The sequence below is a fragment of the Pseudomonas frigoris genome (assembly GCF_047758635.1).
In the GTDB taxonomy this organism is placed as follows: Bacteria; Pseudomonadota; Gammaproteobacteria; order Pseudomonadales; family Pseudomonadaceae; genus Aquipseudomonas; species Aquipseudomonas frigoris.
In genome coordinates, this window is sequence record NZ_CP180479.1 from 6,228,612 (window position 1) to 6,255,529 (window position 26,918).

Annotated in this window: 22 protein-coding genes; 14 read left to right on the forward strand and 8 right to left on the reverse strand. The window is 53.5% G+C overall.

Annotation, left to right across the window (positions count from 1 at the left end):
* Positions 1–153 precede the first annotated feature (153 nt).
* The 9 genes from ACMXYH_RS28760 to ACMXYH_RS28800 all read left to right on the forward strand — a co-directional run bounded on the left by ACMXYH_RS28760 (position 154) and on the right by ACMXYH_RS28800 (position 8,692).
* The gene (locus ACMXYH_RS28760) at positions 154–1,548 is read left to right on the forward strand and encodes an ethanolamine ammonia-lyase subunit EutB (protein ID WP_415765663.1); all 1,395 of its coding nucleotides are present in this window, start codon (positions 154–156) and stop codon (positions 1,546–1,548) included.
* 8 nt (positions 1,549–1,556) lie between these two features.
* Positions 1,557–2,381, forward strand: a complete 825-nt coding sequence (eutC, locus tag ACMXYH_RS28765; RefSeq protein ID WP_415765664.1) for an ethanolamine ammonia-lyase subunit EutC — start codon at positions 1,557–1,559, stop codon at positions 2,379–2,381.
* 118 nt (positions 2,382–2,499) lie between these two features.
* Positions 2,500–2,961 carry a GNAT family N-acetyltransferase gene (locus ACMXYH_RS28770; protein ID WP_134422496.1) on the forward strand — a complete coding sequence of 154 codons (462 nt, stop codon included), beginning with the start codon at positions 2,500–2,502 and terminating at the stop codon, positions 2,959–2,961.
* Between the two features lie 294 nt (positions 2,962–3,255).
* Positions 3,256–3,912, forward strand: a complete 657-nt coding sequence (locus tag ACMXYH_RS28775) for a DedA family protein (protein ID WP_415765666.1) — start codon at positions 3,256–3,258, stop codon at positions 3,910–3,912.
* A 6-nt stretch (positions 3,913–3,918) separates the two neighbouring features.
* Complete coding sequence (locus tag ACMXYH_RS28780) at positions 3,919–4,731, forward strand: zinc-dependent peptidase (protein ID WP_415765667.1); 813 nt, start codon at positions 3,919–3,921, stop codon at positions 4,729–4,731.
* Between the two features lie 113 nt (positions 4,732–4,844).
* Positions 4,845–5,372 carry an inorganic diphosphatase gene (ppa, locus tag ACMXYH_RS28785; protein ID WP_046047374.1) on the forward strand — a complete coding sequence of 176 codons (528 nt, stop codon included), beginning with the start codon at positions 4,845–4,847 and terminating at the stop codon, positions 5,370–5,372.
* Between the two features lie 222 nt (positions 5,373–5,594).
* Positions 5,595–6,347 carry a S24 family peptidase gene (locus ACMXYH_RS28790; protein ID WP_415765668.1) on the forward strand — a complete coding sequence of 251 codons (753 nt, stop codon included), beginning with the start codon at positions 5,595–5,597 and terminating at the stop codon, positions 6,345–6,347.
* A gap of 458 nt (positions 6,348–6,805) precedes the next feature.
* Positions 6,806–8,005: a tyrosine-type recombinase/integrase gene (locus tag ACMXYH_RS28795; protein WP_415765670.1), complete on the forward strand. Its 1,200-nt coding sequence runs from the start codon at positions 6,806–6,808 to the stop codon at positions 8,003–8,005.
* Positions 8,006–8,035: 30 nt separating this feature from the next.
* Entirely contained in the window at positions 8,036–8,692 is a 657-nt protein-coding gene (locus tag ACMXYH_RS28800; protein ID WP_415765671.1) for a hypothetical protein, read from the forward strand.
* On the opposite strand, the gene ACMXYH_RS28805 is transcribed toward ACMXYH_RS28800, so the two are convergent.
* Both ACMXYH_RS28805 and ACMXYH_RS28810 read right to left on the reverse strand, forming a co-directional pair.
* Complete coding sequence (locus ACMXYH_RS28805; RefSeq protein ID WP_415765672.1) at positions 8,689–9,792, reverse strand: YagK/YfjJ domain-containing protein; 1,104 nt, start codon at positions 9,790–9,792, stop codon at positions 8,689–8,691. The two genes, ACMXYH_RS28800 and ACMXYH_RS28805, sit on opposite strands and share 4 nt — an antisense overlap.
* A 403-nt stretch (positions 9,793–10,195) precedes the next feature.
* Positions 10,196–10,492, reverse strand: coding sequence for a helix-turn-helix transcriptional regulator (locus ACMXYH_RS28810; protein ID WP_415765673.1), 297 nt, complete (start codon positions 10,490–10,492; stop codon positions 10,196–10,198).
* A gap of 359 nt (positions 10,493–10,851) precedes the next feature.
* On the opposite strand from ACMXYH_RS28810, the gene ACMXYH_RS28815 reads away from it, so the two are divergent.
* Both ACMXYH_RS28815 and ACMXYH_RS28820 read left to right on the forward strand, forming a co-directional pair.
* Positions 10,852–11,181 carry a hypothetical protein gene (locus tag ACMXYH_RS28815; RefSeq protein WP_415765674.1) on the forward strand — a complete coding sequence of 110 codons (330 nt, stop codon included), beginning with the start codon at positions 10,852–10,854 and terminating at the stop codon, positions 11,179–11,181.
* A gap of 72 nt (positions 11,182–11,253) precedes the next feature.
* Positions 11,254–12,222 carry a DUF932 domain-containing protein gene (locus ACMXYH_RS28820; RefSeq protein ID WP_415765675.1) on the forward strand — a complete coding sequence of 323 codons (969 nt, stop codon included), beginning with the start codon at positions 11,254–11,256 and terminating at the stop codon, positions 12,220–12,222.
* A gap of 63 nt (positions 12,223–12,285) precedes the next feature.
* On the opposite strand, the gene ACMXYH_RS28825 is transcribed toward ACMXYH_RS28820, so the two are convergent.
* Positions 12,286–12,531: a helix-turn-helix domain-containing protein gene (locus ACMXYH_RS28825; protein ID WP_415765676.1), complete on the reverse strand. Its 246-nt coding sequence runs from the start codon at positions 12,529–12,531 to the stop codon at positions 12,286–12,288.
* Between the two features lie 320 nt (positions 12,532–12,851).
* Between ACMXYH_RS28825 and ACMXYH_RS28830 the strand changes: the two genes are divergently transcribed.
* The 3 genes from ACMXYH_RS28830 to ACMXYH_RS28840 all read left to right on the forward strand — a co-directional run bounded on the left by ACMXYH_RS28830 (position 12,852) and on the right by ACMXYH_RS28840 (position 18,119).
* Complete coding sequence (locus ACMXYH_RS28830; RefSeq protein ID WP_415765677.1) at positions 12,852–13,460, forward strand: hypothetical protein; 609 nt, start codon at positions 12,852–12,854, stop codon at positions 13,458–13,460.
* Between the two features lie 904 nt (positions 13,461–14,364).
* Positions 14,365–15,801 (forward strand): metallophosphoesterase, encoded by a 1,437-nt coding sequence (locus tag ACMXYH_RS28835; RefSeq protein ID WP_415765678.1) that lies wholly within the window; start codon positions 14,365–14,367, stop codon positions 15,799–15,801.
* Positions 15,801–18,119 (forward strand): ATP-binding protein, encoded by a 2,319-nt coding sequence (locus ACMXYH_RS28840; RefSeq protein WP_415765680.1) that lies wholly within the window; start codon positions 15,801–15,803, stop codon positions 18,117–18,119. The genes ACMXYH_RS28835 and ACMXYH_RS28840 overlap by 1 nt, the downstream gene beginning before the upstream one ends.
* A gap of 475 nt (positions 18,120–18,594) precedes the next feature.
* Here ACMXYH_RS28840 and ACMXYH_RS28845 read toward each other — a convergent pair whose 3' ends face one another.
* The 5 genes from ACMXYH_RS28845 to ACMXYH_RS28865 form a co-directional block, all read right to left on the reverse strand.
* Positions 18,595–19,326, reverse strand: a complete 732-nt coding sequence (locus tag ACMXYH_RS28845; RefSeq protein ID WP_415765681.1) for a hypothetical protein — start codon at positions 19,324–19,326, stop codon at positions 18,595–18,597.
* A 199-nt stretch (positions 19,327–19,525) separates the two neighbouring features.
* Positions 19,526–20,617: a hypothetical protein gene (locus ACMXYH_RS28850; protein WP_415765682.1), complete on the reverse strand. Its 1,092-nt coding sequence runs from the start codon at positions 20,615–20,617 to the stop codon at positions 19,526–19,528.
* A 140-nt stretch (positions 20,618–20,757) separates the two neighbouring features.
* Positions 20,758–21,939 (reverse strand): GIY-YIG nuclease family protein, encoded by a 1,182-nt coding sequence (locus ACMXYH_RS28855; RefSeq protein ID WP_415765683.1) that lies wholly within the window; start codon positions 21,937–21,939, stop codon positions 20,758–20,760.
* Positions 21,932–24,004 (reverse strand): DEAD/DEAH box helicase, encoded by a 2,073-nt coding sequence (locus ACMXYH_RS28860; protein WP_415765684.1) that lies wholly within the window; start codon positions 24,002–24,004, stop codon positions 21,932–21,934. The genes ACMXYH_RS28855 and ACMXYH_RS28860 overlap by 8 nt, the downstream gene beginning before the upstream one ends.
* 44 nt (positions 24,005–24,048) lie before the next feature.
* A complete protein-coding gene (locus ACMXYH_RS28865) occupies positions 24,049–26,838 on the reverse strand; it encodes a class I SAM-dependent DNA methyltransferase (protein WP_415765685.1) in 2,790 nt (929 codons plus the stop codon).
* Positions 26,839–26,918 lie beyond the last annotated feature (80 nt).

The window sequence follows — 26,918 nt, forward strand, 5'->3', positions numbered from 1 at the left end:
GTGCACGCAGATCCAATGTGGGAGCGGGCTTGCTCGCGAAGGCGGTGTGTCATCCGACACATGTACTGGATGACACACCGCCTTCGCGAGCAAGCCCGCTCCCACAGGGGTTTGGTGGTGTATTTGAGTCATTGATTGAATCAGGAGAATAACGTGGCCGCATTTGCCCATTCAGTCGGCGCCCAGACCTATCGCTTCGAGAGTCTCAAGGACGTCATGGCCAAGGCCAGTCCGGCGCGCTCCGGGGACTTTCTGGCCGGCGTCGCCGCCCTCAACGATGGCGAGCGGGTGGCTGCGCAGATGGCCCTCGCCAGCATCCCGCTCAGCCACTTCCTGCAAGAAGTACTCATTCCTTACGAAGCCGATGAAGTCACCCGACTGATCATCGACACTCACGATAAACAAGCTTTCGCCGCCGTCAGCCACCTCACTGTCGGCGGCTTTCGCGACTGGCTGCTCAGCGATGCCGCCGACGAACAGAGCCTGCACGCCCTCGCGCCAGGCCTGACCCCGGAAATGGTCGCCGCCGTGTCGAAAATCATGCGCGTGCAGGACCTGGTGCTGGTGGCGCAAAAAATCCGTGTTGTTACAAAATTCCGCGGCACGATGGGTTTGCGCGGCCGGTTATCCACACGCCTGCAACCCAATCACCCCACCGACGAACCGGCCGGTATCGCCGCGAGCATTCTCGACGGCCTGCTGTACGGTAACGGGGACGCGATGATCGGCATCAACCCGGCCACCGACAGCATCGCCTCGATCTGCGCCATGCTGGAAATGCTCGACGCGATCATCCAGCGCTACGAGATTCCGACCCAGGCCTGCGTGCTGACGCATGTCACCACGTCCATTGAGGCGATCAATCGCGGCGTTCCGCTGGACCTGGTGTTCCAGTCGATCGCCGGCACCGAGGCGGCCAACGCCAGTTTCGGTATCAACCTGAATGTGCTGCAGGAAGGCTATGACGCCGGTTTGAGCCTGAATCGCGGCACGCTGGGCCAGAATCTGATGTATTTCGAGACCGGCCAAGGCAGTGCCCTGTCAGCCAACGCCCACCACGGCATCGATCAACAGACCTGCGAAACCCGCGCCTACGCCGTTGCGCGACATTTCAAACCGTTCCTGGTGAACACCGTCGTAGGATTCATTGGCCCGGAATACCTCTACAACGGTAAACAGATCATCCGCGCCGGCCTCGAAGACCACTTCTGCGGCAAGCTCCTGGGCGTGCCCATGGGTTGCGACATCTGTTACACCAACCACGCCGAAGCCGACCAGGACGATATGGACACCCTGCTGACCCTGCTGGGCGTGGCCGGGATCAACTTCATCATGGGCATCCCCGGCTCCGATGACATCATGCTCAACTATCAGACCACCTCGTTCCACGACGCCCTTTACGCCCGCCAGACGCTGGGCCTGAAACCAGCGCCGGAATTCGAACAATGGCTGGCGAGAATGGGCATCTTCACCCAGGCAGACGGCAAGATTCGCTTCGGCGACAGCCTGCCACCGGCCTTCCGCCAAGCGATGGCGCAACTGGGATGAGTGTTGAAATGGATAAACCACCCGTTGATCCACAGAACCCGTTGCTGGAACTGCGTCGCCTGACGCCAGCGCGGATCGCCTTGGGTAGAACCGGCACCAGCATGCCGACCAGCGCGCAGCTGGATTTCCAGTACGCCCACGCTCAGGCCCGGGATGCTGTGCACTTGCCGTTCGACCATGCGGGGCTCAGCTCACAACTGGCCGAACGCGGGCGTGCCAGTTTGCTGCTACACAGCGCCGCTACGGACCGGAACAGTTACTTGCAACGCCCCGATTTGGGGCGAAAGCTGAGTGATGAGTCGGCTCAGATACTGCGCGATTACGCATTGGCCAATCCCGGCGGTGTCGATCTGGCAATTGTCGTTGCCGATGGGTTGTCGGCGTTGGCCGTTCATCGCCATACCCTGCAGTTTCTGGCGCGGATGGAAGACCAGATTGTGAATGACGGTTGGTCCGTCTCACCGGTCATTCTGGTGGAACAGGGTCGGGTCGCCGTAGCCGACGAGATCGGCGAACTGCTGGGTGCGAAAATGGTGGTAATCCTGATCGGCGAACGCCCTGGCCTCAGTTCCCCGGACAGCCTGGGGCTGTATTTCACCTACAATCCAAAGGTCGGGCTGACCGATGCCTATCGCAACTGCATTTCCAATGTCCGACTCGAAGGCCTGAGTTACGGCATGGCAGCACACCGTTTGCTGTATTTGATGCGCGAAGCCTGCAGGCGGCAGTTGTCAGGGGTCAATCTGAAGGACGAAGCGCAGGTTCTGACACTGGAGTCGGACGCAGGAGCGGACATGAAAGGTAATTTCCTACTGAGTCTGCCGGATGCCTGAACCGTTTCCGCATTGCGTTTCTGATCCAGTTTCAGGCAGGATCGACGCACGGCTGCCCGAGTGAGAACCGTTCGCCGTCACAGTACGTGAAGACAGCCACTTGAAGACGAGACCTACCATGCGGATTATTCAAGCGACCCTCGAACACCTGGACCTGCTGACCCCGTTGTTCGTCAAATATCGCGAGTTTTATGGCTCCCTGGCCTATCCGGACTCGTCCCGGGCGTTCCTTGAAAAGCGCCTGCGTCGCAAGGAGTCGGTGATCTACCTGGCCCTGGCCAATGACGACAGCAACAAACTGATGGGTTTCTGTCAGTTGTACCCGAGCTTTTCGTCCCTTTCGCTTAAACGCGTGTGGATCCTCAACGACATCTACGTCGCCGAAGAGGCCCGCCGCCAGTTGGTGGCCGACAACCTCATCCGCACCGCGAAGAAAATGGCCAAGGAAACCAACGCTGTCCGCATGCGCGTTTCCACCAGCAGCAATAACGAAGTCGCACAGAAAACCTACGAATCCATCGGATTCAAGGAAGACACCGAGTTCAAGAACTACGTGTTGCCGATCAGCGACGAGCTCTGATCCGCATCGAACATTGTGGGAGCGAGCTTGCTCGCGATAGCTTCTCCTCGGTATGACTGATACAACGAGGTGCCTGAATCGCGAGCAAGCTCGCTCCCACAGGAATCGATTGCACCACTCCAACCTGTGTGGATCCCTAGACATCCCCCGCTACAAACTCAACGCGTTTTTCACTTCTCAGCCCGTATAATCCCGAGCTTCCCGGCTTGTAAGAAAAACTACACCCGCTTGTAGCCTTACATGAAGTCAATCGCACAGGTCTGCTGAGTCGGACTATCACCACAGGTGCCCCACATGGATTTCAACCCGCTCGACCTTATCCTGCATCTCGATGTGTACCTCGATTTGCTGGTAAACAACTACGGGCCATGGATTTACGCCATTTTGTTCCTGGTGATCTTCTGCGAAACCGGCCTGGTGGTGATGCCATTCCTGCCGGGCGATTCCCTGCTGTTCATCGCTGGCGCAGTAGCCGCCGGCGGCGGCATGGACCCGGTGCTGCTGGGCGGCCTGCTGATGCTGGCGGCGATCCTTGGCGACAGCACCAACTACGTGATCGGACGAACGGCCGGCGAGCGTTTATTCAGTAACCCGAACTCGAAGATCTTCCGTCGCGACTACCTGCAACAAACCCACGATTTCTACGACAAGCACGGCGGCAAAACGGTGACATTGGCGCGTTTCATGCCGATCATTCGCACCTTTGCACCGTTTGTCGCCGGCGTGGCCAAAATGCCTTACCCGCGTTTCTTCGCCTTCAGTGTTTTTGGCACAATCCTCTGGGTGGGCGGTCTGGTGACCCTCGGTTACTTCTTCGGCAACGTACCGTTCATCAAAAAGAACCTGTCGCTGCTGGTAGTGGGCATCATCGTGCTGTCGCTGGTACCGATGATCATCGGCATGATCCGCAGTCGCCTTGCTAACGCCGCGTCCAAAGCCCAATCGCGCTGACTCACGATGTGGTCCCTGAGCGCCTGGCGTCGCCAGCGCACCCTGGCCAAGCATCCGATTGCCGACGACATGTGGCAGCGGGTGCGTCATCACTTGAGTTTTCTCGATGGCATCAGCGCCGCCGAAGACCAGTGGCTGCGCGAAGCCAGCGTGCTGTTCCTCCAGGACAAACACCTGACCACCCTGCCCGGCGTCGAGCTCCACCAGGAGCAACGCCTGCTGCTCGCCGCTCAAGCGCAACTGCCGCTGCTGCACTTGGGCGATCTGAACTGGTATCAGGGTTTCCACGAAATCGTCCTCTATCCCGACGACTTCCTCAGCCCACAGCGCCATCGAGATGCCAGTGGTGTCGAGCACGAATGGGACGGCGAACACAGCGGCGAAGCCTGGCAGCAAGGCCCGATCATCCTCGCTTGGCCTGGCGTGATGGCCAGCGGCGGCTGGGAAGGCTACAACCTGGTGATCCACGAACTCGCGCATAAACTCGACATGCTCAACGGCGACGCCAACGGCCTGCCGCCGCTGCACGCCGACATGCGGGTCAGCGACTGGGCCAAGGTCATGCAAGAAGCCTACGACGACCTTGATCGACAACTGGATCGCAATCCCGACGCTGAAACCACCATCGACCCGTACGCTGCGGAAAACCCGGCTGAGTTCTTCGCGGTCACCAGCGAATACTTCTTCAGCGCCCCGGATTTGCTGCACGAGGCGTATCCTCTGGTGTATGAGCAGCTGAAGCTGTTTTATCGTCAGGACCCTCTGGCCCGGCTGCGGCAACTTCTGGCCGAAGACCCGGTCTATCAGGCACGCGACTAAGGTCTCTACGACCTCTGGTACATAGCAACGGCGGCGGAATATGCCTATAATCGCCGCCACTTTTTGGTCAATCCGGCCAAGTGTTTTTGGTCAACTAACGGGGGCACCGCCCAATGAGCTACAGCAAGATTCCGGCTGGCAAAGACCTGCCGAACGACATCTACGTCGCGATCGAGATTCCGGCCAACCACGCCCCGATCAAATACGAAATCGACAAAGACAGCGATTGCCTGTTCGTTGACCGTTTCATGGCCACCCCGATGTTCTACCCGGCCAACTACGGTTTCATCCCGAACACCCTGGCTGACGACGGTGACCCCCTCGATGTGCTGGTCGTGACCCCTTACCCGGTTGCTCCAGGTTCGGTCATCCGCGCCCGTCCGGTCGGCATCCTGCACATGACCGACGACGGCGGCGGCGATGCCAAAGTCATCGCAGTCCCACACGACAAGCTGTCCCAGCTGTACGTCGACGTGAAAGAGTGCAGCGACCTGCCTCCATTGCTGATTCAGCAAATCGAGCACTTCTTCGCGAACTACAAAGACCTCGAAAAAGGCAAATGGGTGAAGATCGAAGGTTGGGGCGACGCAGAAGCCGCTCGCACCGAGATCATGAAGTCGGTTGCTGCCTATAAAGGCTGATAGCCGCCTCTCACGAACGGCTAGAACGAAGAACCCCGGTTGATCCGGGGTTTTTTGTGGGCGTTTGAATATCATATTCAACAGCACATTTAACTGGCGGGCAAACCGGTTTTTCTTGTTTAATTTTTACAAAAGACGTCTTACATCAGGACTTAAATTTCACGCCAGATTTGAACGTTTTGTTGAATCAAAGCCTTATGCCGCACGGCTAGACTCGTGTTTATGAAAAAGAACAAATCCTGCGGCCCACGATTCAGAATGCTCCTGAAAGAGCTACAAATCACGACAACGAGATTTGCCGAATTCCTGGGTATTTCCGACCCTCAAACTGTCCATAACTGGTATACCCGCGGAGTTCCTGACTACCGCATGGAAGATGTCGCCAGAAGACTGTCCGTGAACACTGAATGGCTGAAAACCGGCGAAGGACCGCAGGACGCCAGGGAATTGCATCTGATCGACGCATCCGGCAACACCTTCGACGCCCAGTCAATCCGGGGCACCTATCGGGTCATCGACCCAGTCGATATCGAACTACCCTTTTACAAAGAAGCGGCCACCGCCCCCGGCTCCGACAAAACCCATGTCATCAAAGACCCTAGCGAATCGATCCGCCTGCCGCGCAGCGATCTTGACTCCCTGGAAATCAACCACGCCGATGCCATCTGCGCCCGCATGGTTGGCAACAGCATGGCCGAAAAAATTGAAGATGGCTCCATCGTCGCCATCGACCGCGGGCTCACGCAAATTGTCGACGGAGAGATTTACGCAATCGAGCACGACGGCATGTTGCGCATCAAATACCTGAGCCGGGTACCAGGCAACGCGATACGCATGCGCAGCCACAACAGCTCCGAATACCCGGATGAAGTCTTCAGACCTCCGCAAATCGAAGAACAAAACATAAGGGTTCTGGGATGGGTGTTCTGGTGGTCGACCCTGAATAAACGCAGGCCACCCGTACCTTTTCTGTAAACACATAACTTTGTAGCAGCTGGCGAAGCCTGCGTTCGGCTGCTACACGTAACCGCAATCGCTCTAGGGCGCACACCACGCTGGGAATTCCCCAAAAAAATCAGTATGCTGCGCCCCACATTTGCGCATCGACCCGCCCCGCGGCGGAGAATCGCACCGACAAGGCAGATGATTTTCTCGCCAAGTCCCACAGCCGGACGCAAGATCCGGGTGTACGTTTTGAAGGCTGGCGCGGTTTACCAAAAATGAACCAAGCCAGTCCCCGAGAAGCCGGCCACAAGCCGGCTTTTTAATTGTCCTAAATAATCCTATCCAATCCGAGAATCCGCCTGATAGCCTAGCTATTCCGGGGGTTTCAGACACTCCCCTGTCCGATGGTGTTCAACGCCATTTGACCTCATCCGACGATGAAGTGGGGGGACAGGTGGGGGGACAAAAGGGGCGACAGGGGAAATCCAATGGGTAAGCTTAATCCGAAACAAGTCGAAAACCTGACCGAACCCGGCACCTACGAAGATGGTGATGGCCTTCGCTTGGTCGTCAAGCCAACCGGACGCAAGTCCTGGCTACTTCGCTTCCAACTGGCAGGCCGTCGCAGAGAGATGGGCTTGGGCTCATTCCCTGAAGTGGGTCTCAAGAAAGCCAGACAAGAAGCCAGCGCCAAACGCAGCCAATTAAGCGACGGTGTAGATCCTCTAGCCGCTCGCGACATCGAACGCGCTGCCCAACGCGAAGCTCAGCGAACCAGCGAGGCGAAACAGCTGAAGTTCGAGACTCTCGCGAAAGACTACTGCGTAGCCCACGGGGGCACCTGGTCAGATAAGTGGCGCAAAGGCTGGCTGCGGAAGCTGGAGCTGTATGCGTTTGACCACATCGGCAAGCTTTCAGCCGAGGAGATCGGTACTCCCCAGGTGCTCAAGGTGTTGCAACCGATCTGGGCCAGCAAAACCAGAACCGCCGACGAGGTACGTGGGCAAATTGAACAGGTTCTGGATGCAGCCAAAGCACGCAACCTGCGAGAGGGCGAGAACCCTGCTCGCTGGCGTGGTCACTTAGACAATCTGTTGAGTCGTGCTGAAAAGAAGAAAGCCCGGAAGCGTGAGCACTTTGAAGCTTTGCGGTGGCAGGACGTACCAGCGCTGATGACCAAACTCAGCGCAAACAGCACGCCAGCGTCGTTGGCTGCTCAACTGCTAATCATGACCAGCGCACGTGCCCATATGGTGAGGTTCGCTCATTGGGATGAGTTTGATTTGGAAGCTGGCACTTGGTCTCTGCCGGATGAACGCATGAAGATGCGAGTAGCTTTCATAGTCCCGCTCGCGGAGGAAGCTATAAAGCTGGTACAGAGCATTCCACGAGATGAAGGAAGCCCCTATCTATTCCCAGGCCAGGGCAAGACAGGGGTCATGCACGCAAACGCCACACGAACGCTCCTGCACGGCATGGGATACGAACACGTCACACGACACGGCTTTCGTTCGTCATTTCGAGACTGGGCAGGTGAATGTACAAATTATCCTCGTGAAGTCTGCGAAATGGCACTCGCTCACGACGAGCGCGACCAAACAGAGGGGGCTTACTCCCGCTCCGATTTTCTGGACAAGCGGCGTGCCCTGATGATTGACTGGGCTAAGTTCCTCACCAAAAAACAATGACGCGTCATAAAACATACTGAGCGATGAAATATGCTTTTTGAAAAGCTAGCTAATAAATCTCCAAGAGACTTAAATATAAGCACATGGATGTCTCTTCGCGACACATATGAAAGCGTCTTTAAAAATACTAAGTTTGATGATTTCATGCACGCACTTAGGGACGGCATAGAAAAAGGGCACATCACTGAGGAAGTGCTCAATGATCGACGGTTAGAACATTTAGCCCATGATCAGATGTGCCCAGATTACCCGTTTCTTTATGCCTGCGTCCTAAACGATCTAGCGCAGAAAACTCTAGACTGCGGAAACAATGATGCAGGCTGGTCTTTACTTGTGCAAGCCAGCGCGAGTGCGAAAGAGGCTGCTGTCCATGCTTTCTACAACTCTGAAATAGATATCCCTGCTGCTCTGAAACGTCGTAGAGCGGTTACAGGTGCTGAGGCCAGCAATGCAAAACTCCAGCCTGCAAAAGATTACGCGATAACTCTAATGACGGAAAGACGTCCCAAGCATGGCTGGGATGATCTTACACATGCAGCAGAATCAATAGAAAAGGAATTAAGCGATTTCATACATAACCAAAGAATAAGTTTAAGCAAAGAGCGGATCGTAACCACCATAAAACGGTGGCACAGGGAAGACGATAGTTTTAGAAGTTTGCTCAATGCCATTATCCCTACGATCTAGATAGGAGACTCAGCAACCTCGTTTGCGGGCAGCCGTCTAGGTCGCCCCCTCTTCTTGACCACTCTTTTAGGCATCTCTCCACGGCCAAAGGTTCTGGCCCGCCCCTCAGTTGCAATACGCATGTAATACTCAATTTTAGTAAGGTAAACGGCCGCTTTTTGCAAGTTCTTGCGCATCTCTTTATCGGAGTGTTCAATCATACCAATCCCACAGGTACGGTAGATTCCTTTTGTACGATTGCAATTATAATAAACTCCTTGCCCTTTTGTCGCTCGTTCAACCCAAAGCTCCCCCAGAGTCCTAGCCCAAGAGACGTCCTCGCGCAGCTTCGAGCCATCCAAGAAAAACATACAGTGATAATGAAACGATTTAGAAAGACCAAACTCCAACTTCCAAGCATGCCCTAAAAGCGTTTTAGATGGCAACTTTGCCCTTACCATTTTCAAGAACCTTTCTCGATGCTCCTTAACGGTCTCAAATTGTAACCCCTCTCGAAAATGCCGGTGGACCACAGGTTTCGAGTAGCCGAGGTCCACCCTTAAGACCAATACTCGTGACCACCCCTCAAAAATTGCATCTATATAAGCCAGGAGACTTTTGTAGTTTTTATTGGAGAGTCTACGGTGCGTATTAATATTCGCTTTGAAAGCACGCCCACGAACAGTAGCCCTTATCCTCTCAACGACGCTATTAAGGGACTCTATCACTCCTGTGGGATCACCCATGATACATCGAGGATTCCTTAAGTTGTAATACGTCCGAGCATGCTCACGTACACACTCAAAAAATGCTTTCACATAAGGAGTGAAGTCATGAATAGGATAATACTTCTCTATCTCCTCCCAGGCCCAAATGTTCATTAACAACCTTTTCCCAGCTCTCGTCATTCCGACTCTTGACTCGTTTCGAAAGACCTGCGCATAGAAATGAACGTCATCACTCACTGCTATTTCCTTCACCAGTGATTCGATGTCTTTGATTTTCAGCACCGCACTTCTTTCTCCGCCAATAGCCATACCCTTAGCGCTATGAGTATCGAAATGCGTCGTAGTACTTTCCAGCAGAGCGGCTTCCACATACTGAAGTTCTTTCTTTTTCATCTGCAACCTCACCCCAACATTCTTAAACGCCTGTGCTTGTTATGCACAGGCTTATGCCGTAACAGCTTCATCGTGACAACCACACTACTGCCTCACCAACAGAGAGCCAGCTGACCCTTGCATGGTAGTTAATAACCTATAGATAACCAATCAATTGCCATTGATAATCAATTCACTATTAGCTAGCAACAGTAATAGCTAATTTAGTCCGCAACAACAACTACAGTAACAACTAATTACTAACTAACTAATTAACTAATAACAAAGGATCCAGAATTCCTCGCTCAGCCTGCTGCGACCAACCCAGGCAACATAAAACAGGCTTTCAAGCGCAGCCCTTAAATTAAAGACGATTTGCACATCATCTCGATTATCGAGTTAGTGCAAAAAATGAATAACTTAATCAATTATTTCCGACACTCGCATCAACCATCTTTGAGCGAATCCAATCATTCACGCTTTCCTCCAACCAACCGACAGCAGAGCACCCTATCTTCAAAGGCTTGGGAAACGTACTGTCGTAACGAGGAGAGTCAACATTCATTCGGTCATAAATAGTGGACCGCGATAAACCAATACGGTCCTGCACCTGCCTCAGACGAAGCACCCTCATTTGCATGTGAGCTTTTGCGTCCATCGTCAACCTCCCGTCAGTCAAATTTGCTACGGAGCAGACTGTAAATGGTCTGCCTGGGCGCATGCAGAAAGGTGCTTACGTAAAAAAATACGCAACGTAAATCCTCCAGCAATTCCGCACATAAGAACCAACCCAACCATCCCGACCAACCACGAAAGAACTAACTTGCGTAGGGATTGGAGAACCAAGTCGACCACTCCATAAATAACCAAACAGAATAATAAATTAGTTATTTATAATAAAATAGAATATAAAGTTTCTCTGATTAACTTACTTAATTAGCGCCCTCGAAAAACCTTATTTAAATTTATTTCAAACATACATCATCAATTTGAACGCCAGCTTTATTTATACAAACCCGCAAGCAAGCACTACACATCCAAACATCAAATCAAGCTAACTAACTAAATATGGAGAAGCACATGTATACCCCATGCCCAAGCTGCAATTCAGGACGAGTGGTTACTAAGAATGTAGGTAAACAAGCGGGGGGATTGATTGGCGCGGCAGGCGGAGCTGCCAGTGGGGCCGCAGGCGCTCTCTCGGGAGCGGAAGCCGGTGCAGTGCTGGGTGTAATCGGCGGACCAGTCGGGATCGCTATTGGCAGTATTGCAGGGGCTCTTCTCGGTGGACTATTTGGAGGAGTGGCTGGCGGGATAGCCGGGTCCACGCTGGGCGCACAAATGGATGACAAGGTGCTGAACAACTACCAGTGCCTGGAGTGCGGTTACAGCTTCAGCGTCAACCGTTAAGTCGTTGTGAACAGGCGTCGCTTGTCGCTGACAGCGACGCTACTCCATCCTTTATTGCAAGGAGTTACTCCCATGGCTCATCTCGTTGAACAAATGGCTTACGTTGGCGCGACTCCCTGGCATGGTCTGGGCAGCCGCCTCTCCCCGAAACAACCGCTGGAAGTCTGGCAGCGCGAAGCCGGCATGGATTGGAAGATCCAGGACAGTCCGGTGCACTTCAAGTCCGACAGCATCGGTGCTCTGGGCTCAATTCACACCTTCCCTGAACAGAAGGTGCTGTTCCGCTCCGACACCAAGGCCCCGTTGTCGGTGGTCTCCAACCGCTACCAGGTTGTGCAACCCCGTGAGGTGCTGGAGTTCTACCGGGATCTGACTGAGGTCTCCGGATATGAGCTGGAAACTGCTGGAGTGCTCAAAGGCGGTCGCAAGTTCTGGGCTCTGGCCCGTACTGGGCAAAGCACGGCGTTGAAGGGCAACGACGAGGTGAATGGCTACCTGCTGCTGGCCACCTCCTGTGACGGCACCTTGGCCACCACTGCCACGCCGACCACGGTGCGGGTGGTCTGCAACAACACGTTGACTATTGCTCTGGACGGTACAACCAAGGCAATCAAGGTGCCGCACAGCACGCGCTTCGATCCACAGGCGGTGAAAAAGCAACTCGGTATCGCCGTCTCGCAATGGGACGCCTTCATGCACCGGATGCGAATGCTGTCTGAACGCAAAGTGCAATGGCATGAGGCGATGGGCTTCTTCATGAACGTACTGTGTGACGCCAGCCCTGAGAGTCCGCTACCGACAGTCCTGCCCAACGAGCGGGCGCTACGCAAGGTGCAAAGCCTGTATGAAGGCCAGGGACGCGGATCGACACTGGAGTCAGCTCAAGGAACCGCCTGGGGCTTACTCAACGCCGTGACCGAGTACGTCGATCACGAGCGCAGGGCCCGTAGTAGCGAGTACCGCATGGATTCCGCTTGGTTTGGCCAAGGGGCGATTCTTAAGCAACGAGCCCTCAAGGCAGCGTTAATGCTTGCAGCATAAAAACGACAACGCCCCCTAGCCCGCTTTACGCTGGCTAGGAGGTCGTCGTTAAAGCGCGCAATTTCAAAGACCAGCTTCGGCAAGAAGCTCGGATGGCTTGCACTGGATCGCTTTAGCAATCCGCAAAATGTTCAAGAACGTGACATTTCGCTCTCCACGCTCGATTTTTCCCATGTGGGATCGATCGATTTGAGCGAAATCAGCCAATGCCTCTTGGGACAGCCCTAACGCCGTGCGGCGCGCACGTACAGCTGCCCCCAAACGTACGAGGTCATGATCTTTATCAAGGCTGGCGGAGACTCTTCCCATGCCGCGAATCGTTACGCTATGATGCTTAAACGACCACGGTATTTACGACCCATTTCCCTCCTAAGCACGTTTGCGTTGCCATCAACCGCCTGCAAACGATTGGTCTAGGGAAGGTCTCGGAAACACGAGGAACCTATGAGAGGGAAAGCCCAGCATTCAGAACCATTAAACATAGCAACGCTACAATGCTGAATACAATTCGGCGGCGGAAAATCCTGCGGAGTGTCTATATATTTTTTAGACAATTTAATTCAGATAACCACAGGTAATTTTCACAAAAAATAAGATTCAACATAACCAGCCCAGGACAGAGGAAGCCCATGAAACAACTCTACAAAATACTTGCAGCCACCACGATAATATTATCTAGTCTTGTTCATGCGGATACCAATCCAGAGTTCCAGCAGTACAAAACCCCTGACGTGATACCGTGCGAAGATACAGGTCGGGTTATGTACGGTTTCCCGCTCACTCTTTGTGTCGATGAAAGTCGCCCAGGTAAACACGTGGTGCGTTACCAGAACTCTGCAACCGGCGAAATCACCATGAAGGAAGAGGAAACCTTCGAATATATTCGCTGCGAAAAGGCCCGAGATAAATGTACGGATCGCTCCGGTAACTACCGTGGTAAGTTCACTGCACCCAAAGACACTTACTACGCCGTCTTCAAGGACTTCTACGTCTACCCCGGCGCTGATGGTAAGGTCTACGGCTACAAGAACGGTACGGGGCCACTTTTCGGCGGCGCCGCTTCGTCTGCACCGGTGACAGTACCGGCAACTGCATCTGTGAAAGCAACCCCGGATGAGGTTTGCTCCAGCAAGTGGGTTGATGCCTTCCACAAGGAAAACGGCGAGGACGCAATGATAACCAGCGATCAGTTGGACGAGTGGGACCAGTGGTGTGCAAAGGGCAGACTACCTAACTGACCTACTCCATACAAAAAAACCAGCGAACCGTCTCCTTTGTTGGGTCGGACCGCTGGTTTTTTTGTTTGTGGATAACACACTCTGTCACCTACACAGTGCCATCCGTACCCGCAGCGCGTCGGCACACCGCAGACGCCGGCGAACCTGGCCGACCATGAATGCATCCTGTTCGAGATTCCCAGTAGCGGGCGCAAGGTTCTTTCGAGTTACGTGCCCTTCCGGAGGCTGCCAAGGACATGTTTCCCAAAGCTTACTGGCTGGATGGCGAACACAATTCCGCCGATCAGGTCGCGCAGGAATTGATGATTCTTTTGCAAAAGGAACAAGTGTAAGGTGTCCGTCTACGGGGGGAATCGTGCTGGCAACATGGTGAGGATGCCCGAATGTGGCGATGGTAGCCCTCGGTAGGCCGGTGAGCCCCTCGACCCGCTCGCCGCACACAATCGCATTGGCCCCCCTTCGTGAAAACCACAGCTGCAATCAGAGCGGTCAGCGCATGCTCAGAACGTGTCGGAAGCCCTTGAGATAGACGACTAAAGAAGGATCATCCCGGCTTCCTCAGCGGACTATGCTTGGTCGGTAAACGTTTTGATTTAACTGCCGGTTGGTGCCAGCAATTAGAGTATGAAAGGCGCGGGCGCTGCCCCCCAGTGCAATGTGGCTCAGATCTGCCAAAGCTGCGATCGGCGTGCCATCTCAGCAGGGAAAGGTCGCTGCTTCGCCGCTGCCAATGCTCATCTAGCCACCAGCTGTAGCCGCACGACACTTTTTTTGCCAGAGAAGCATCGGACTGCATGCGACCTCGCGCTGTGGGTCTCAGCAGGCGACTTGAGACTGCATCGACCAGAGTCGAATTTTTCATCAATTATTTGGGTAGTCACCGTCGGTTATGACAGTCACGATAATGCACATCTCGGATTTGCACCGAGACTCGGGAAGTCAGATCACCACCACCGCATTGCTCAGATCACTCGGCAGGGATTGCGCCAGGTATACGGAGAGAGAAGACATTTCTCGCCCCGATTTGGCCGTTGTCAGCGGAGACATCATTTACGGGGTCAAAGCCGAAGAAAAGGATGCTGATCAAAAGCTTCAGGCTCAATATGATGAGGCACACAACTTCCTTGTAGCCTTGGCCGATCAATTTTTCGCCGGCGACAGAGAGCGGGTCATCCTCGTTCCCGGAAACCACGACGTCAGCATGATGCATGTCGAACGTGCCATCACTAAAGTGCCTATACCAGAGGAAGCGAATAAAAAGTCGATATTGGCGTCCCAGCTACTGGGGCATGACTCAAAATTCAGATGGCGCTGGGCTGACTTCTCCGCTTTGGAAATCACAAATCCTGACCTTTATGAGCAGCGATTAGAACCATATGCTCGGTTCTATAACCGCTTCTACAACGGTAGAAGATCCTTTCTTATCGCTCCTAGCGATCAGTTCTCCGTCCATGATTTTCCCAGCTTGGGGATCTGTTTCATCGGCCTGTCCAGTTGTCACGACAATGATATCTACAATAGGACGGGGCGGGTTCACCCGGACGCGCTCGCCCAAGCCATGGATGCCGTCAATCCCTATGTCAGAAAGGGGCGGCTAGCCATCGGCGTCTGGCACCACAGCATACAAGGCGGCCCAAGAGAAACGGACTATGTCGACTCGGATCTGTTGCAAGCACTGATGGACGGAAACTGCTCCATCGGTATGCATGGACACCAGCATAGGCCTCAGCTCCTCGAGCACCGGTTCACTGCTGACCGTAAGCGAAGTATCTCCATCATCAGCGCTGGCACCTTGTGTGGGGGGCCGCGTTCGCTGCCGGCCGGCCGGATGCGCGGTTATAACCTAGTCACGCTGGACACCGAGCAGGCGAAGGGAACCATCCATGTCCGGCATATGGTCAATTCCGATTTCAGCTCACCGGTTTGGGGGGCTAGCTACGTCACTGAATTTGGCGGGACATCAATCGATTTCGAGCTTCCAGAATCAGCAGTGCAAGTCGTGCAGCCCTTGGCCATAGCCGGAGAAGCGGATCAGCTCTTGCGATCGGGCGACCCAAGCGCGGCGTACGAGATGATCAAGTCAGCCCTGGATCATCCAATACTTCGGATTATCGCGGTGTCCGCGCTCGCCGATATGGGTGACTGGAAGGAAATCACAAAGGTGTTCAAGACTCCCCAGTCTCCCGCCGAGTTTATTCTGTTGTCTGAAGCCTACGAAGAGCTTGGAAACTGGGACGCAATGAAATTGCTCCACACCTCGGATTTCGCGCAGAGCCGCCCGGACTCTGCGGTCAAACAGCGTATCGAAATGTGCCATGCGACTCTGATGGGGAAAAAATAATGTCGTCTTCGAACATCACGTTTCAAGTCGAAACGGATCGAGTACTGGAGATTCTTTCCAAACAGATTTACGACTCTCCCTACGCCATGGTGCGGGAGAATGTTCAAAACAGCTATGACGCCGTTTTGATGCGCGCAAAGGCGGAAGGCAGGGAGCTTGCAGAGTACGCTATCGATATCACCTTGGAGGCCGGAGTCATCACCATCCAGGATGATGGCATTGGAATGTCCGAAGAAGTATTGCGCAATAATTTTTGGAAGGCTGGCTCCTCGGGAAAAAACAACTCCGAAGCCAGAGCAGCCGGTGTCATCGGCACCTTTGGGATAGGCGCGATGGCGAACTTCGGGGTGTGCACCGAACTGTCCGTCACAACACGAGCATTGGACAGTTCGCAGGCGTATCGGACAGTTGCTCAGAAAAAAAATCTCACAATCGGGCAGGAATGTATCAGCCTTGTGCAGCTCGATGACGAGGTACCCGTAGGCACCCAAGTCGTAGCAATGCTCGAGCCCGGTTCCCAGATCGCTGAACCTGGGTTGAGAGCTTACCTGACTCAATTCGTCCAGTTTTTGCCGGTGCCCGTACGCATCAACGGGGAACTGGTCAGTCAGAGCGACTTGGCCATCGTAGTCGGCATTTCTGGTTGGGGGCAAATCGGTGAGGCGAATGTCAAAGCGGGCAGCATGCAGTTCGATGTGATTGTTTACGCTCAAGGGGCGGCTGTCGGCATAGTGGCTAAAAATTTTCAGCGAGAAGACAAGGCGTTCAATGGTTATTTGTGCTTGCGCAACGGGGTTGGCGCTATAACAGGCCTTCGCTCCCGATTCGGTCTCGCCCCGTTACCTGTACCGACCATTTACCAGCTGGGAGGGTACGCGGACTTACCATTCCTTGTCCCCACAGCTGGTCGAGAGGCTCTGACCAGAGACTCCATCACAGAGGCATCGCAGATCTTCCCCGCCTTGGAAGAGCATCTCTCTTATATCATCTCCGAAACGTCTATTGCGGAATCCTTGCCAGCCTTCCAACAGTACGTACTGAACTCAGGCAAAACCGAGCTGGCTGGCAAGGTCTTGATTCAAGTGCAGGAAGGAGATCAGCGTGTTGAGTTAGGCAAACTCGCATCCCAGTTCGAGGGGCTGTCGATGCAGTGGTACGCGGGGAACGACTCCGACACCATTAAAACCTTTTCCAGCACTGAAAGCCCGCTGCTTCGAATCAGCCAGAACCATCCTCGGCGGGAAGTGCAGCAACGGTACCTGACGCAATTGTTAAAGGTGCCTGAAATTCCCGATCACGCCTCTGTTATTGAGGTGTACGAGCCGAGCGTACTGACTCGCGATGAATTCAGCCTGACCATTTCACTCGCCAGGGTGCTTCGTTACGACTATATGCTGGAGGATGTTGACATCATCTGGGCGAAAATCAGCCACGGCGTTCCACTGCTCGCCGTCCTGGATGGTGAACGGGTCATTCTGACCCTCAATAGAAATTGGTCTGCACTACAAGCCGTTGTGAAAGTCATCGAATCCTCCTATGAGCTAATGGATGGCTTCACCAAAGACCTGGTCAGAGTGCATATTTATCAACGCATACAATCGTTCGTACCTAACTCCCAGCGGGCGGGTCTTGATGCTCTCCAGCGGACGCTAGAGCGTAAAAGAGAGCTCTATCGTTTGGATTACGAGGATAAAGGTGAGTTAGAACCTTTGCTTGCTGATTACCTACTCGGTAAGGTCGAGCTTGGGCAGGTACTGACTGCCGCTGTGGCGGCTAGCTCTGTTCAAAGCCAGCGGTTCAGCGTAGGTGAGGTCGGCGCTATCGAGCGTGTCCTGCCTGATGTAGTTAATGCCCCTGTGCAGCCTGGTACAGGTCAAACGGTTGTCGCGCCTAGGGCAGGGTCACCCATCTTGAGGCTCGACACCCACATACAAGAGCGCCTCCTCACGTCGGATACGGAAATCCCTCAGCTCAACAACCATAAGATGTTCCTCGCCCTTTCTGATCGTTTGTTCCAAAAAGAAAGTGATTTTTTCCGGTGGCCCCATTCGACGCAGGTGGCATGGGCTGGCAAACGTATTGTTTACCTTTTCTCGGTTGCCAACTCCGGATTCAGCCTGTACTACGACATCGAGCTTCGCGGCAAAAGAAGCGCTGGTGAAGCAGGCGGGATGGCCCTTGCCACCACCACCATTGTGGCTAGCAACAGGATAATGGTGCCAGTTCCTGCACCGCTGTTTGAATGCTTCAGCATCAGCGACTCCCCAGTCGAATTTTATGTGAGATTCGATTTGCTTACCCATCAGGACACGAAATAACCGGCATACACGTGGTAACGCTACGGTGAATCCAGCGCCCTTAGTAACGCTGGATACACCTCGCCACACACGATCGGACTGTCTGAGAAGGAATCCATTGAACCAGCCATTGCCCCTTCTTTGGCCGGACTCCTATGTTGAAAACTCCACTCGACGATTTCAAGGCAATATAGAGGGTACCTGCCCCTTACCCAGAGGGAGATCGTTGCGTATACGCGATTCTAGGAGGTCGATTTTTTGCTGCGGAATAGTGCCGTGTGAAAACCGACTTTTTCAACAGAGTCCGTCAGTAGCCACCGACTCGTGACACATCTCCCAGCCAGCACTTGAGTCAGGCGTGACATGGGCATGGCAGATACCATGCCGCTCACCACTTATCGAGTCATGACAGACTCTCTATGGTGCCCTGTCCAATGATCCACCGGAACCGCCTTAAAAGGTGCCCAGATTGGCCATGGACGCCCCAACGTCTCCATTAGGCGAACGCTTTAACGGCTAAACCCAAAGCAATTATCGGTATAAGCATGATGGGATACATCAATCTTTTTTTGCCTCCATAGACAGCCTTTAAACCAAGATGGCTATTTTTGCTGGCCACTCTAAACATTACACCAATCGCTAAGAATACGACAACAACCGCCATTTTATATTCAGCGACAAAGGCATTAATAAACACATTAAACTCTCCATGAGATTGCCACACGCCTGAAATCACCGAATAAATTGAAACACTGATCCATAGACCCCAAGCAGCCGTTGTTACTACAAAATACTTGAATGGAGGCTTTATTACTTCCGGCCACCATCGCCTAAGAACACTGGTCGTCCCGAGGTGATATACCCATCGCAGGAAAGCCATGACATAAACAATCATGACCGCGAAGAAGAAACCTCCCCAATAGAACTTCCATCTGTCACTGTGCATTTTTAGAAAAAGGTCAGCCGCAGGCACGGCTAGTTCAGCCTTACTAATTTCCTTCCAAAATATCCACTCATAGGCAGATTGGACAATCGAGGCGCACAACGTAGCTACTGAAAATGGGGTTACCCACAAGCCTGGAAGTTTCGCATAAGCAGGTTGTGACTGATCAGGATGCCTTACGAATGCCAAGGGGCGAATAAATATCGGCCCCAGTAGTAGCAAAAGGTAAGTGGTAGGCTTTGCGTTACGCAGATGGCGCCAGGCGGGGCGCAAGAAAGAATTCATTAACATACATTTCAAAATAATTAAAAATAAGGATATCAAAAACAATTGAAAGGAGCACCTAAAATCCTGTCAAAAAATGAAGACCATTCCTATCTTTTATATCATCTACGTTAAATCGACGTGAGATGTCCCCCTGACACACATCTCCGACCTACACGGCAAAAGCAAAAGCAAAGTAGTCTTTATAAAACAACAAAAATTAATATGCTCCGTAAGACCGACCAGCGTTTCGGAGCCGCTTCATGTCGAACAGCGGGTGTCCAAACAGAAAGCTCGGGGTAACGTTGTCTTTTTCCTTCTCCGACGGGGTCGAGTGCTCGTGGTGGGGAGAGAACTTAACTTCACTGTGATGTGGAGCCGAGTCAGCGCGATACTTTTGTTCGTCATCAGGATCAAAAAGCATATACGCATAGTCATTAAAATTATTCAGTCTCAGTCTCCAGCTCCACCCGGACGACAGGTTTAATCTTAGGAACCACCCATTATCTCGCTTTTCGGCTGGGATCAACTTTCCACCTAGTTCTTTGGCCATCAGGCAGTGGATTGTGGGTATAAGCTCATCTTGAATTGAGTTGTGTTTTATTAGGTCGGGCCAGTCCCAAGTGAGATTGAAAAGCGAAGCCAGGAAACTTAATATAAAAGGATGGGACTTGGCAGATATTAGGTGCTCTGCGCACAGTGGCATCTTTACGAGAACCGCAGCAGAAGCCGTGCCCATTGTTGTCGCTGCAAAACAGGTAGCTCCTCCGCCACAAACGACACAACCATTGCCTTTCAATACTAGGAAGACTTTTTCCGTACTAGTGTTCGCCAATCTACCAGTTGCAAACTCGATAGGTAAGGCAGTGATGTAGTCCATGTGCTTCTGCCAAGCGGTAAAAATACCGCTATTACCTGGTGTATTCAGGACTTGGTAAAGTGTTCGCTCATCCTTGAGCTCTATCCAATCGATATCTAGCCTGGGAAAATTATTTGTTTGCTTGCTTGCTCGATAAGTTCTGGTATATCCACAATCTAGGTTTGCATCGAACACTAAGACCCCACTCTGGAAATCCTTTATCCAATAGCGGACAGAAGCAATCTTCGCCAGCTTTTTCCAGTGCAGTTCATTGCGAGTGGAGAAATCCAGGACGAAGTCTAGACGCTTTTTGTGAGACCGCACAACATCGTTATACGCTAGACTTGACGCTCGAATGTCAATCAGCTCTGCGGTAATTTCATGGTCGCCGAGTGGCTCCAACGAGCTGTCAATATTGAATAGCTGGAAGCTATCTGTGTAGGATGAATACATAACTCTCCAAAGTGAGTATATTTTTTAATGCAGATCCGATTTAAATGTCGTAACTTCAGCTCGCACTTTGCGCCTGACTACCGAAATTTCGCGTAGAGACATAGGACTTTTATACAGGGACTTATGCCTCTACATCTCCCCTAGCTGACCAGACGAGCAGTTTGTGGATCGTAGATCACTTCGGTAATTGATCCATTTCGAATGCGCTCAACCGCTTCGTCAATCACATGGAGCGGTACTAGGAACCACTCTCTCGGTTTGACCGGATTTCCGAAGCGATCTTCGATGGTCAGATCAAGCTGTACTGCGCCAAATAAGCGGTGGAAGACATTTTCTAGCCTAGTCCGATTCAGGTTGTGCAGCGTGTAGGCGGCGACCACCTCCACGCCGGCCAGCAAATAGGTGGCGTCTTTTTCCGCGCCTGCGATGCGGGCTTCTACCTTGCCGCCAGTCACGCCGATCTTGTGGATCAGCTCGCGGTGCTCGGCTACGAATGGGTGGCTAGACAAGCTCCGCAGTACATAGATAGTCCCGCTCTCAATGTCGTCAGACTCTGGAGCATCGCCAAACAACGGCCCCATGTCCGGGTCGGTCAGTCGGCGACCGGTGTCGTCCTTGTAAAGCGCTCGTTGTAGCGAGCGGCGCAGCAAGTTGCTTTCCGTGCCGTTGGCGTAGATGACGCGCAGGCGTGCATCGCTTTCGCCATTTGGAGCCTTGATGGTTTCTCCTATTTCGGCCACATACGCTAGCTGCCCACCTACGATGAAGTAGTTTCCGGTTTCAACGCTGGTATCGCGTCCAAAACGCAGGGTTTTGCGAACGCCAGATTTCAGATCCCTCTCAGCCAGCTCGAATAGCGGTTGGAACTTGTCAAAATCCGTGCATGGAGCACGGTCGGCGATTTCCTCAGCTGCACGCTTTTCAGTGCTCGAACGTACGTGGCGCAGCACCGTGATGTCGTCCTGGTCGGCGGACTCGCCGCCGATACCCAACTCGGCCAGCAAGGCGTCTTCATCCAAGTCATCCACATCCACCGAGGCCGTCACAGAACCGAACAGTAGGCCGGGACCATCCAGCTCAGCCAGCAGGGTTTGCGCCTCCGGTAACTTGCGTAGCTGATCCAGGCGCACGGCATACAAACGCTCGAAGATGTCGCGGTCTTCACCATGCAGTGGTGTGCGGCCGTGGATCTGATAAAAGCGCAGGATGTCCTCGAAGCCGGCGATGATGCGCTCTTCACGCGGGGTTCGGTTTGCTGCCTTGAGCGGAGTAACTTCTACGCCAAGCGCGTCCAGCAGTTCGTCATCGTTCATATCAGCCATTGTCGGCCCCTCTCAGCGCCTGTGCTGCCTTGGCCTGAGCACGGTAACGCGCCAGCACAGCTACTCCTTCGGCCATACGTTTTTCCCACGCATCGGCGGAATTGATGTCTGGCAGGCGGCCACGTTCATTCTTGAACTGCAAGGCGCGCCTTGCCAGCTCGCGGGCTTCGTCTTCGGGAATGCTCACCTTCTTGGCGGCAATGCTGGCCTGTACCTGGCGTAGTGATTTCTCATCCATCGCTTTCGCCAGCACCGCATAGGCGGCGTCGAAGGGGTTGATACGGTCGATCAGGTCAATGTCCAGTTCGCGCACGTTAACGAACTTGCGCACGCCATCCAGCAGCGCCGTACTACCTTGCACGGTGTCACCACCGTTTACATCGACTTGCCCCAAGGCCAACTTGGCCTGCTGGGTAATGTTCATGGCCGCAATGGCGTGCTGGCGAATGGCTTCCTGATCAACTTCGCTCAAGTCTGGGTACCGCTCGCGCACGATTTTGCCCATGCGCAGTTGGGTCAGCTCTTCGGGCAGGGTGTTCTCCTTATCGAACAACCCGCGCTCTAGCACAGTTTTGTCCTGTAGGAAGTTAGTCACCACTTCGTTCAAGTCTTCTTTGCAAATGCGCGTAGCTTCTACGCTTTGCGGCGTGGTCAGGCCGTTGATCTCGACATGGAACTGGCCTGTGGTTTCATTCACACCCAGATTAGTGCCCCCTGGTTGATAACCATCGAGCCCATAATTGAACCCCTCTTTCGGCCCTGTATCTTTAGGGGTGAACTCATAGCGCGGGGCCAGCACCTGTTCCATCAGCAAGCTGGCGGAAATGGCCTTGAGCATATCGTTCACCGCCTCGGCAACAGCCGCTTGATCGGCTGTGGGTTCGGCGATCAGATTGGTAAAGCGTGAGCGCTCCTTACCCTCAGCATCACGTGTTGCGCGGCCAATAATTTGCACAATTTCGGTCAGGCTCGACCGGTAACCAATGGTCAGTGCATGTTCGCACCAGATCCAATCAAAGCCTTCCTTCGCCATGCCCAGCGCGATGATCACATCCACATTGTCTCGGTTGTTCTTCTGCGCAGGGTCTTTCAGTGCGGCGAGCACTTTGGAGCGTCGAGCCGCGTCGCTGTCATCCACTAGGTCGGCCAGTTTCAGCCTGCGACCGTCTTTTGCCTTGATGAGGTGGAAACCAGTGGCCGGATCGACACCCTGCCAATCCCCCAGCGCGCTCATTATTTCGTTGACCTCGCGCTCCTTGTCTTTGAGGCTTTCGCGGGCATTCACATTGGGGATATGGATGATGGTTTTCAACGCCGGGTCCAGCACCTTGGCGACGGCATCCACATACTTGCCGGTGTAGAAGAAGTAGCCGATGTCCAGTGACTTGAGCCAACGGTAGCCGTTGAGCTGCTCGTAGTAGGTGTAAGTCACCGTCTCAAACTTGGCTTCTTCCGCCGGGGCTAGCACGGCCTCGCTGTCGCCACGGAAATAAGAGCCGGTCATGGCTACCAAATGCACTTTATCGCGCTCGATAAACGAGCTCAGTTGACCGCCCAGCTTGTTGTCCGGGTTGGCGGAAACGTGGTGGAACTCGTCGATAGCAATCAGCCGGTTGTCGAAGGCATTGATGCCTAACTCCTCCACTGCAAAGCGGAAGGTGGCATGGGTACAAACCAACGCCTTGTCAACACTTTCCAGAAACTTGCGCACCGCATCCACCTTGGACTTGGCCACACGCGGCTCGTCGATGCCAGGTGCATTGCACAGGTTCCATTGCGGAGCCACCTCCCAATCCCAGTAGAAGCCAAACTTGCTCAGAGGCTCATCAGCAAAGCTGCCACCAATGGAGCGCTCGGGCACCACGACAATGGCCTGCTGCAAGCCCTGATTGTTGAGTTTGTCCAATGCGATGAACATCAGCGCACGGGATTTCCCCGAAGCTGGTGGCGATTTGATTAGCAAGTATTGCTCGCCGCGCTTGGTATAGGCGCGCTCCTGCATGGCACGCATGCCCAGCTGGTTGGCCTTGCTGGATGCACCCGTGCGCGCCGTGGTGATGGACACCGATGGCACGGTGTAAGCATTGGTCGGATTGCTGGCTGGTTCCGTCACGCTTTTTTTCCCTTTATTGCTTTGGGTGCGACTTTGGCTGCACCTGCCGTCATCTTGGTGTAGAGGTCAAACAGCTTTTCCAGTCGCTCGGTGTCATTCTTGAAACGTCGACCAATGTAGATGCGTTCCAGCACTTCGTCATTGCGCTCGTGGGCGCGGCGCAAGTTGTCCGGCATGTTATCAGCGGCATACAGGTCGGCGATGGTGGCGGGGAAATGTGCTTCACGCGCAAGAAGGATGCCTTCGGCGCAGGCAGTCAGGTCAGCCTTGTTCTGTTCCGTGAGCACCGGCACGGGGAAGGTGTTCCAGCAAAGCGTATTTGTAAATCTGTAATCCGTTCTCATCCTCGCACAAACGGCGGCAACCCACGAAAGCATCATGCGAGACACGACGATACTTAGTACCCAGATTTCCGCGCAGGGCATACCAAACGCAAGATTCGAAATTGCAACCCCCGCTGGCAGTAAATCCGCAGGCAGATACGCTCGATTCTCTGAACTTGTTACAGGAACACAGATCGACGGTACACTAGGTAACGGCTTTCGTTCATCGAATCGGTATGCCCAGTCCGCAGCCTTTCGTGTCGCCGCTTTAGTACTAAGCAAGCGGAATGAGCGGACTTTGGCCACTCGATCAGAGATCGAGTTGATTGCCATAGCCTCCCCGACTTCCTCATCTTCAATCCAGATGCAAAATCTACTTACTCCGCGAATCAGCTCTAGAGACCCAACAAAGGGACGAATGAACTTTCTGACTTGACCATTGAGGCACATCTCATTTAAATCTTCTCTATCCAGAAGAAGATGACCGCCGTCAGTCGGGGAGTTCCCGCGCTCAAACTCAGGCAGCCCTGCGATCTGCTTTCTAGTTGCCTCAATAATAATGTTGCTACCGGGAATTAGGTAAGCATTGATGTTGGTGACTTCCCGAAGGATAGAGTTCTCTTGCGCATCAGATTGGTAGAGTTTTTTTACGCCAAACTTGTGCGATGAAACCCCAACAATTACAACGGTAACTCCAGCATTATGACTGGCGAGATTCCTCCAATTAAACGAAGTATGAGCAAAATTTATCTCATACCCTACACCAAATATAAGAGGCCAGAGGATAGATGCCTGCTGCCCTTGACAGATGGAATTCGTTGCCACAAAACCGGCGGAAGTTTTTGCTCGCGATCCGAAGTCGGACGCTTTAAGAAACCATCCGGCAACATAGTCTAAAGATCTCCAGTTTGGAGTGAGATGTCCGAAGATGGCCTCAAGGTCGGATTTCTGCTCTTCGGTTTGCCGCTTACTCCCCAAGTACGGAGGATTACCACAGATGTACGTCTCACCGCCTTCGTTCTCGAAGTCGATCTCAGCATAATTTTGTGGGGCGTCAAACGAATGGTCCGCAACCAAGCGCACGCCCGTGCCCGCAGGCGGACAAATGCTCAGCCAATCCAGTTGCAGCGCATTACCGCAAACGATCCAGTTTTGTGCATCCAATGGCAAGAACTCCATCAGTGCATCCTTCTGCCCGCGATAGAGCACGTCGCACTGAAACTCAGCAATGATGAGAGCCAGACGCGCGATCTCTGCCGGGAAATCGCGTAACTCGATGCCCCGAAAGTTCGTCAATGGAATATCACTACCCAGATGGGGCTCTCCCCGGCGACGGTTTATTTCCGCCTCAATCTCGCGCATTTGTTTGTAAGCGATAACCAGAAAGTTACCAGAGCCGCACGCAGGATCAAACACTCGAATGCGTGCCATGCGCTTGCGCAAGTTCAGCAGCTTGCGCTCGTTGTCGCCGGCCTCGTTCAACTGCGCGCGCAAATCATCCAACAACAGCGGATTCAATACCTTCAGGATATTGGGGACACTTGTGTAGTGCATGCCAAGTGCGCCGCGCTCCTCATCATCAGCCACAGCCTGAATCATGCTGCCGAAGATATCTGGATTGATTTTCTTCCAGTTCAGGTTACCCGCGTGTAGAAGGTAAGTGCGCGCCATCCGAGTGAAACGCGGTACTTCAGTACTACCCGAGAACAACCCGCCATTCACATAGGGGAAGCCGTTGACCCAGTTCGGCAAGCGGGGATCGGCACTGGCACGCTCGGCAACCTTGATGTTCATGGCACGGAAGATTTCGGACAGTACCTGGTGGGTGTTGGAGCCATCGCGTTCGCTGTACTGGTCCACGGTCCGAGTGAACAAACTCTTCCCATTGAAGATGTCGGTGTCTTCGGCAAAGAAGCAGAACACCAGCCTGGCCATGAAGTGGTTCATGTCGGCACGCCGCTCGTCCTTGGCCCAGTCCGGGTTGTCACTCAGCAGTTCGACGTACAACTTGTTCAGGCGGCTCGTGGCGCGCACGTCGATGGGGTTGTCCTTGATCTCCTTGATGGTGGAGATTCCGGCCAAAGGCAAGAGGAAACCGAAGTGGTTAGGGAAATCCGAATAGGCGCAGGCGATGGTTTCGCCACTGGCCAGTTCTTCGGCCTCAAGGGATTGGCCGTCGGTGGCGAGGATGAACTTGGCTTTGGCTTTTGTGGTGGCCAGGCTGGCGCGCAATGCCTTGAGGGTTTCTCCCACGGTATCAGCGTCGCATGCGGCGATATGGATGTTGTTGCGCAGTAACACGGCACCGGATACATCCGATGCGTTGTTATTGCCTGCTCGCAGGCGCTTGAGGGCCGTGTCCTTGCTACCGAAAGCGGCTAGAAAGGCGAATGGGAACTCCGCCGTGTCGAAGGGGTGAAGGACCAGCTCCGAGATTGCGGACTCAATTTCTACAGCATTCATGGTTTACCACTGTCCAAATCACTCATAAGCGAGTGGGGCGACTTCAGCCGTTAATGTTGATGGTTATGGCTAGACCTCAG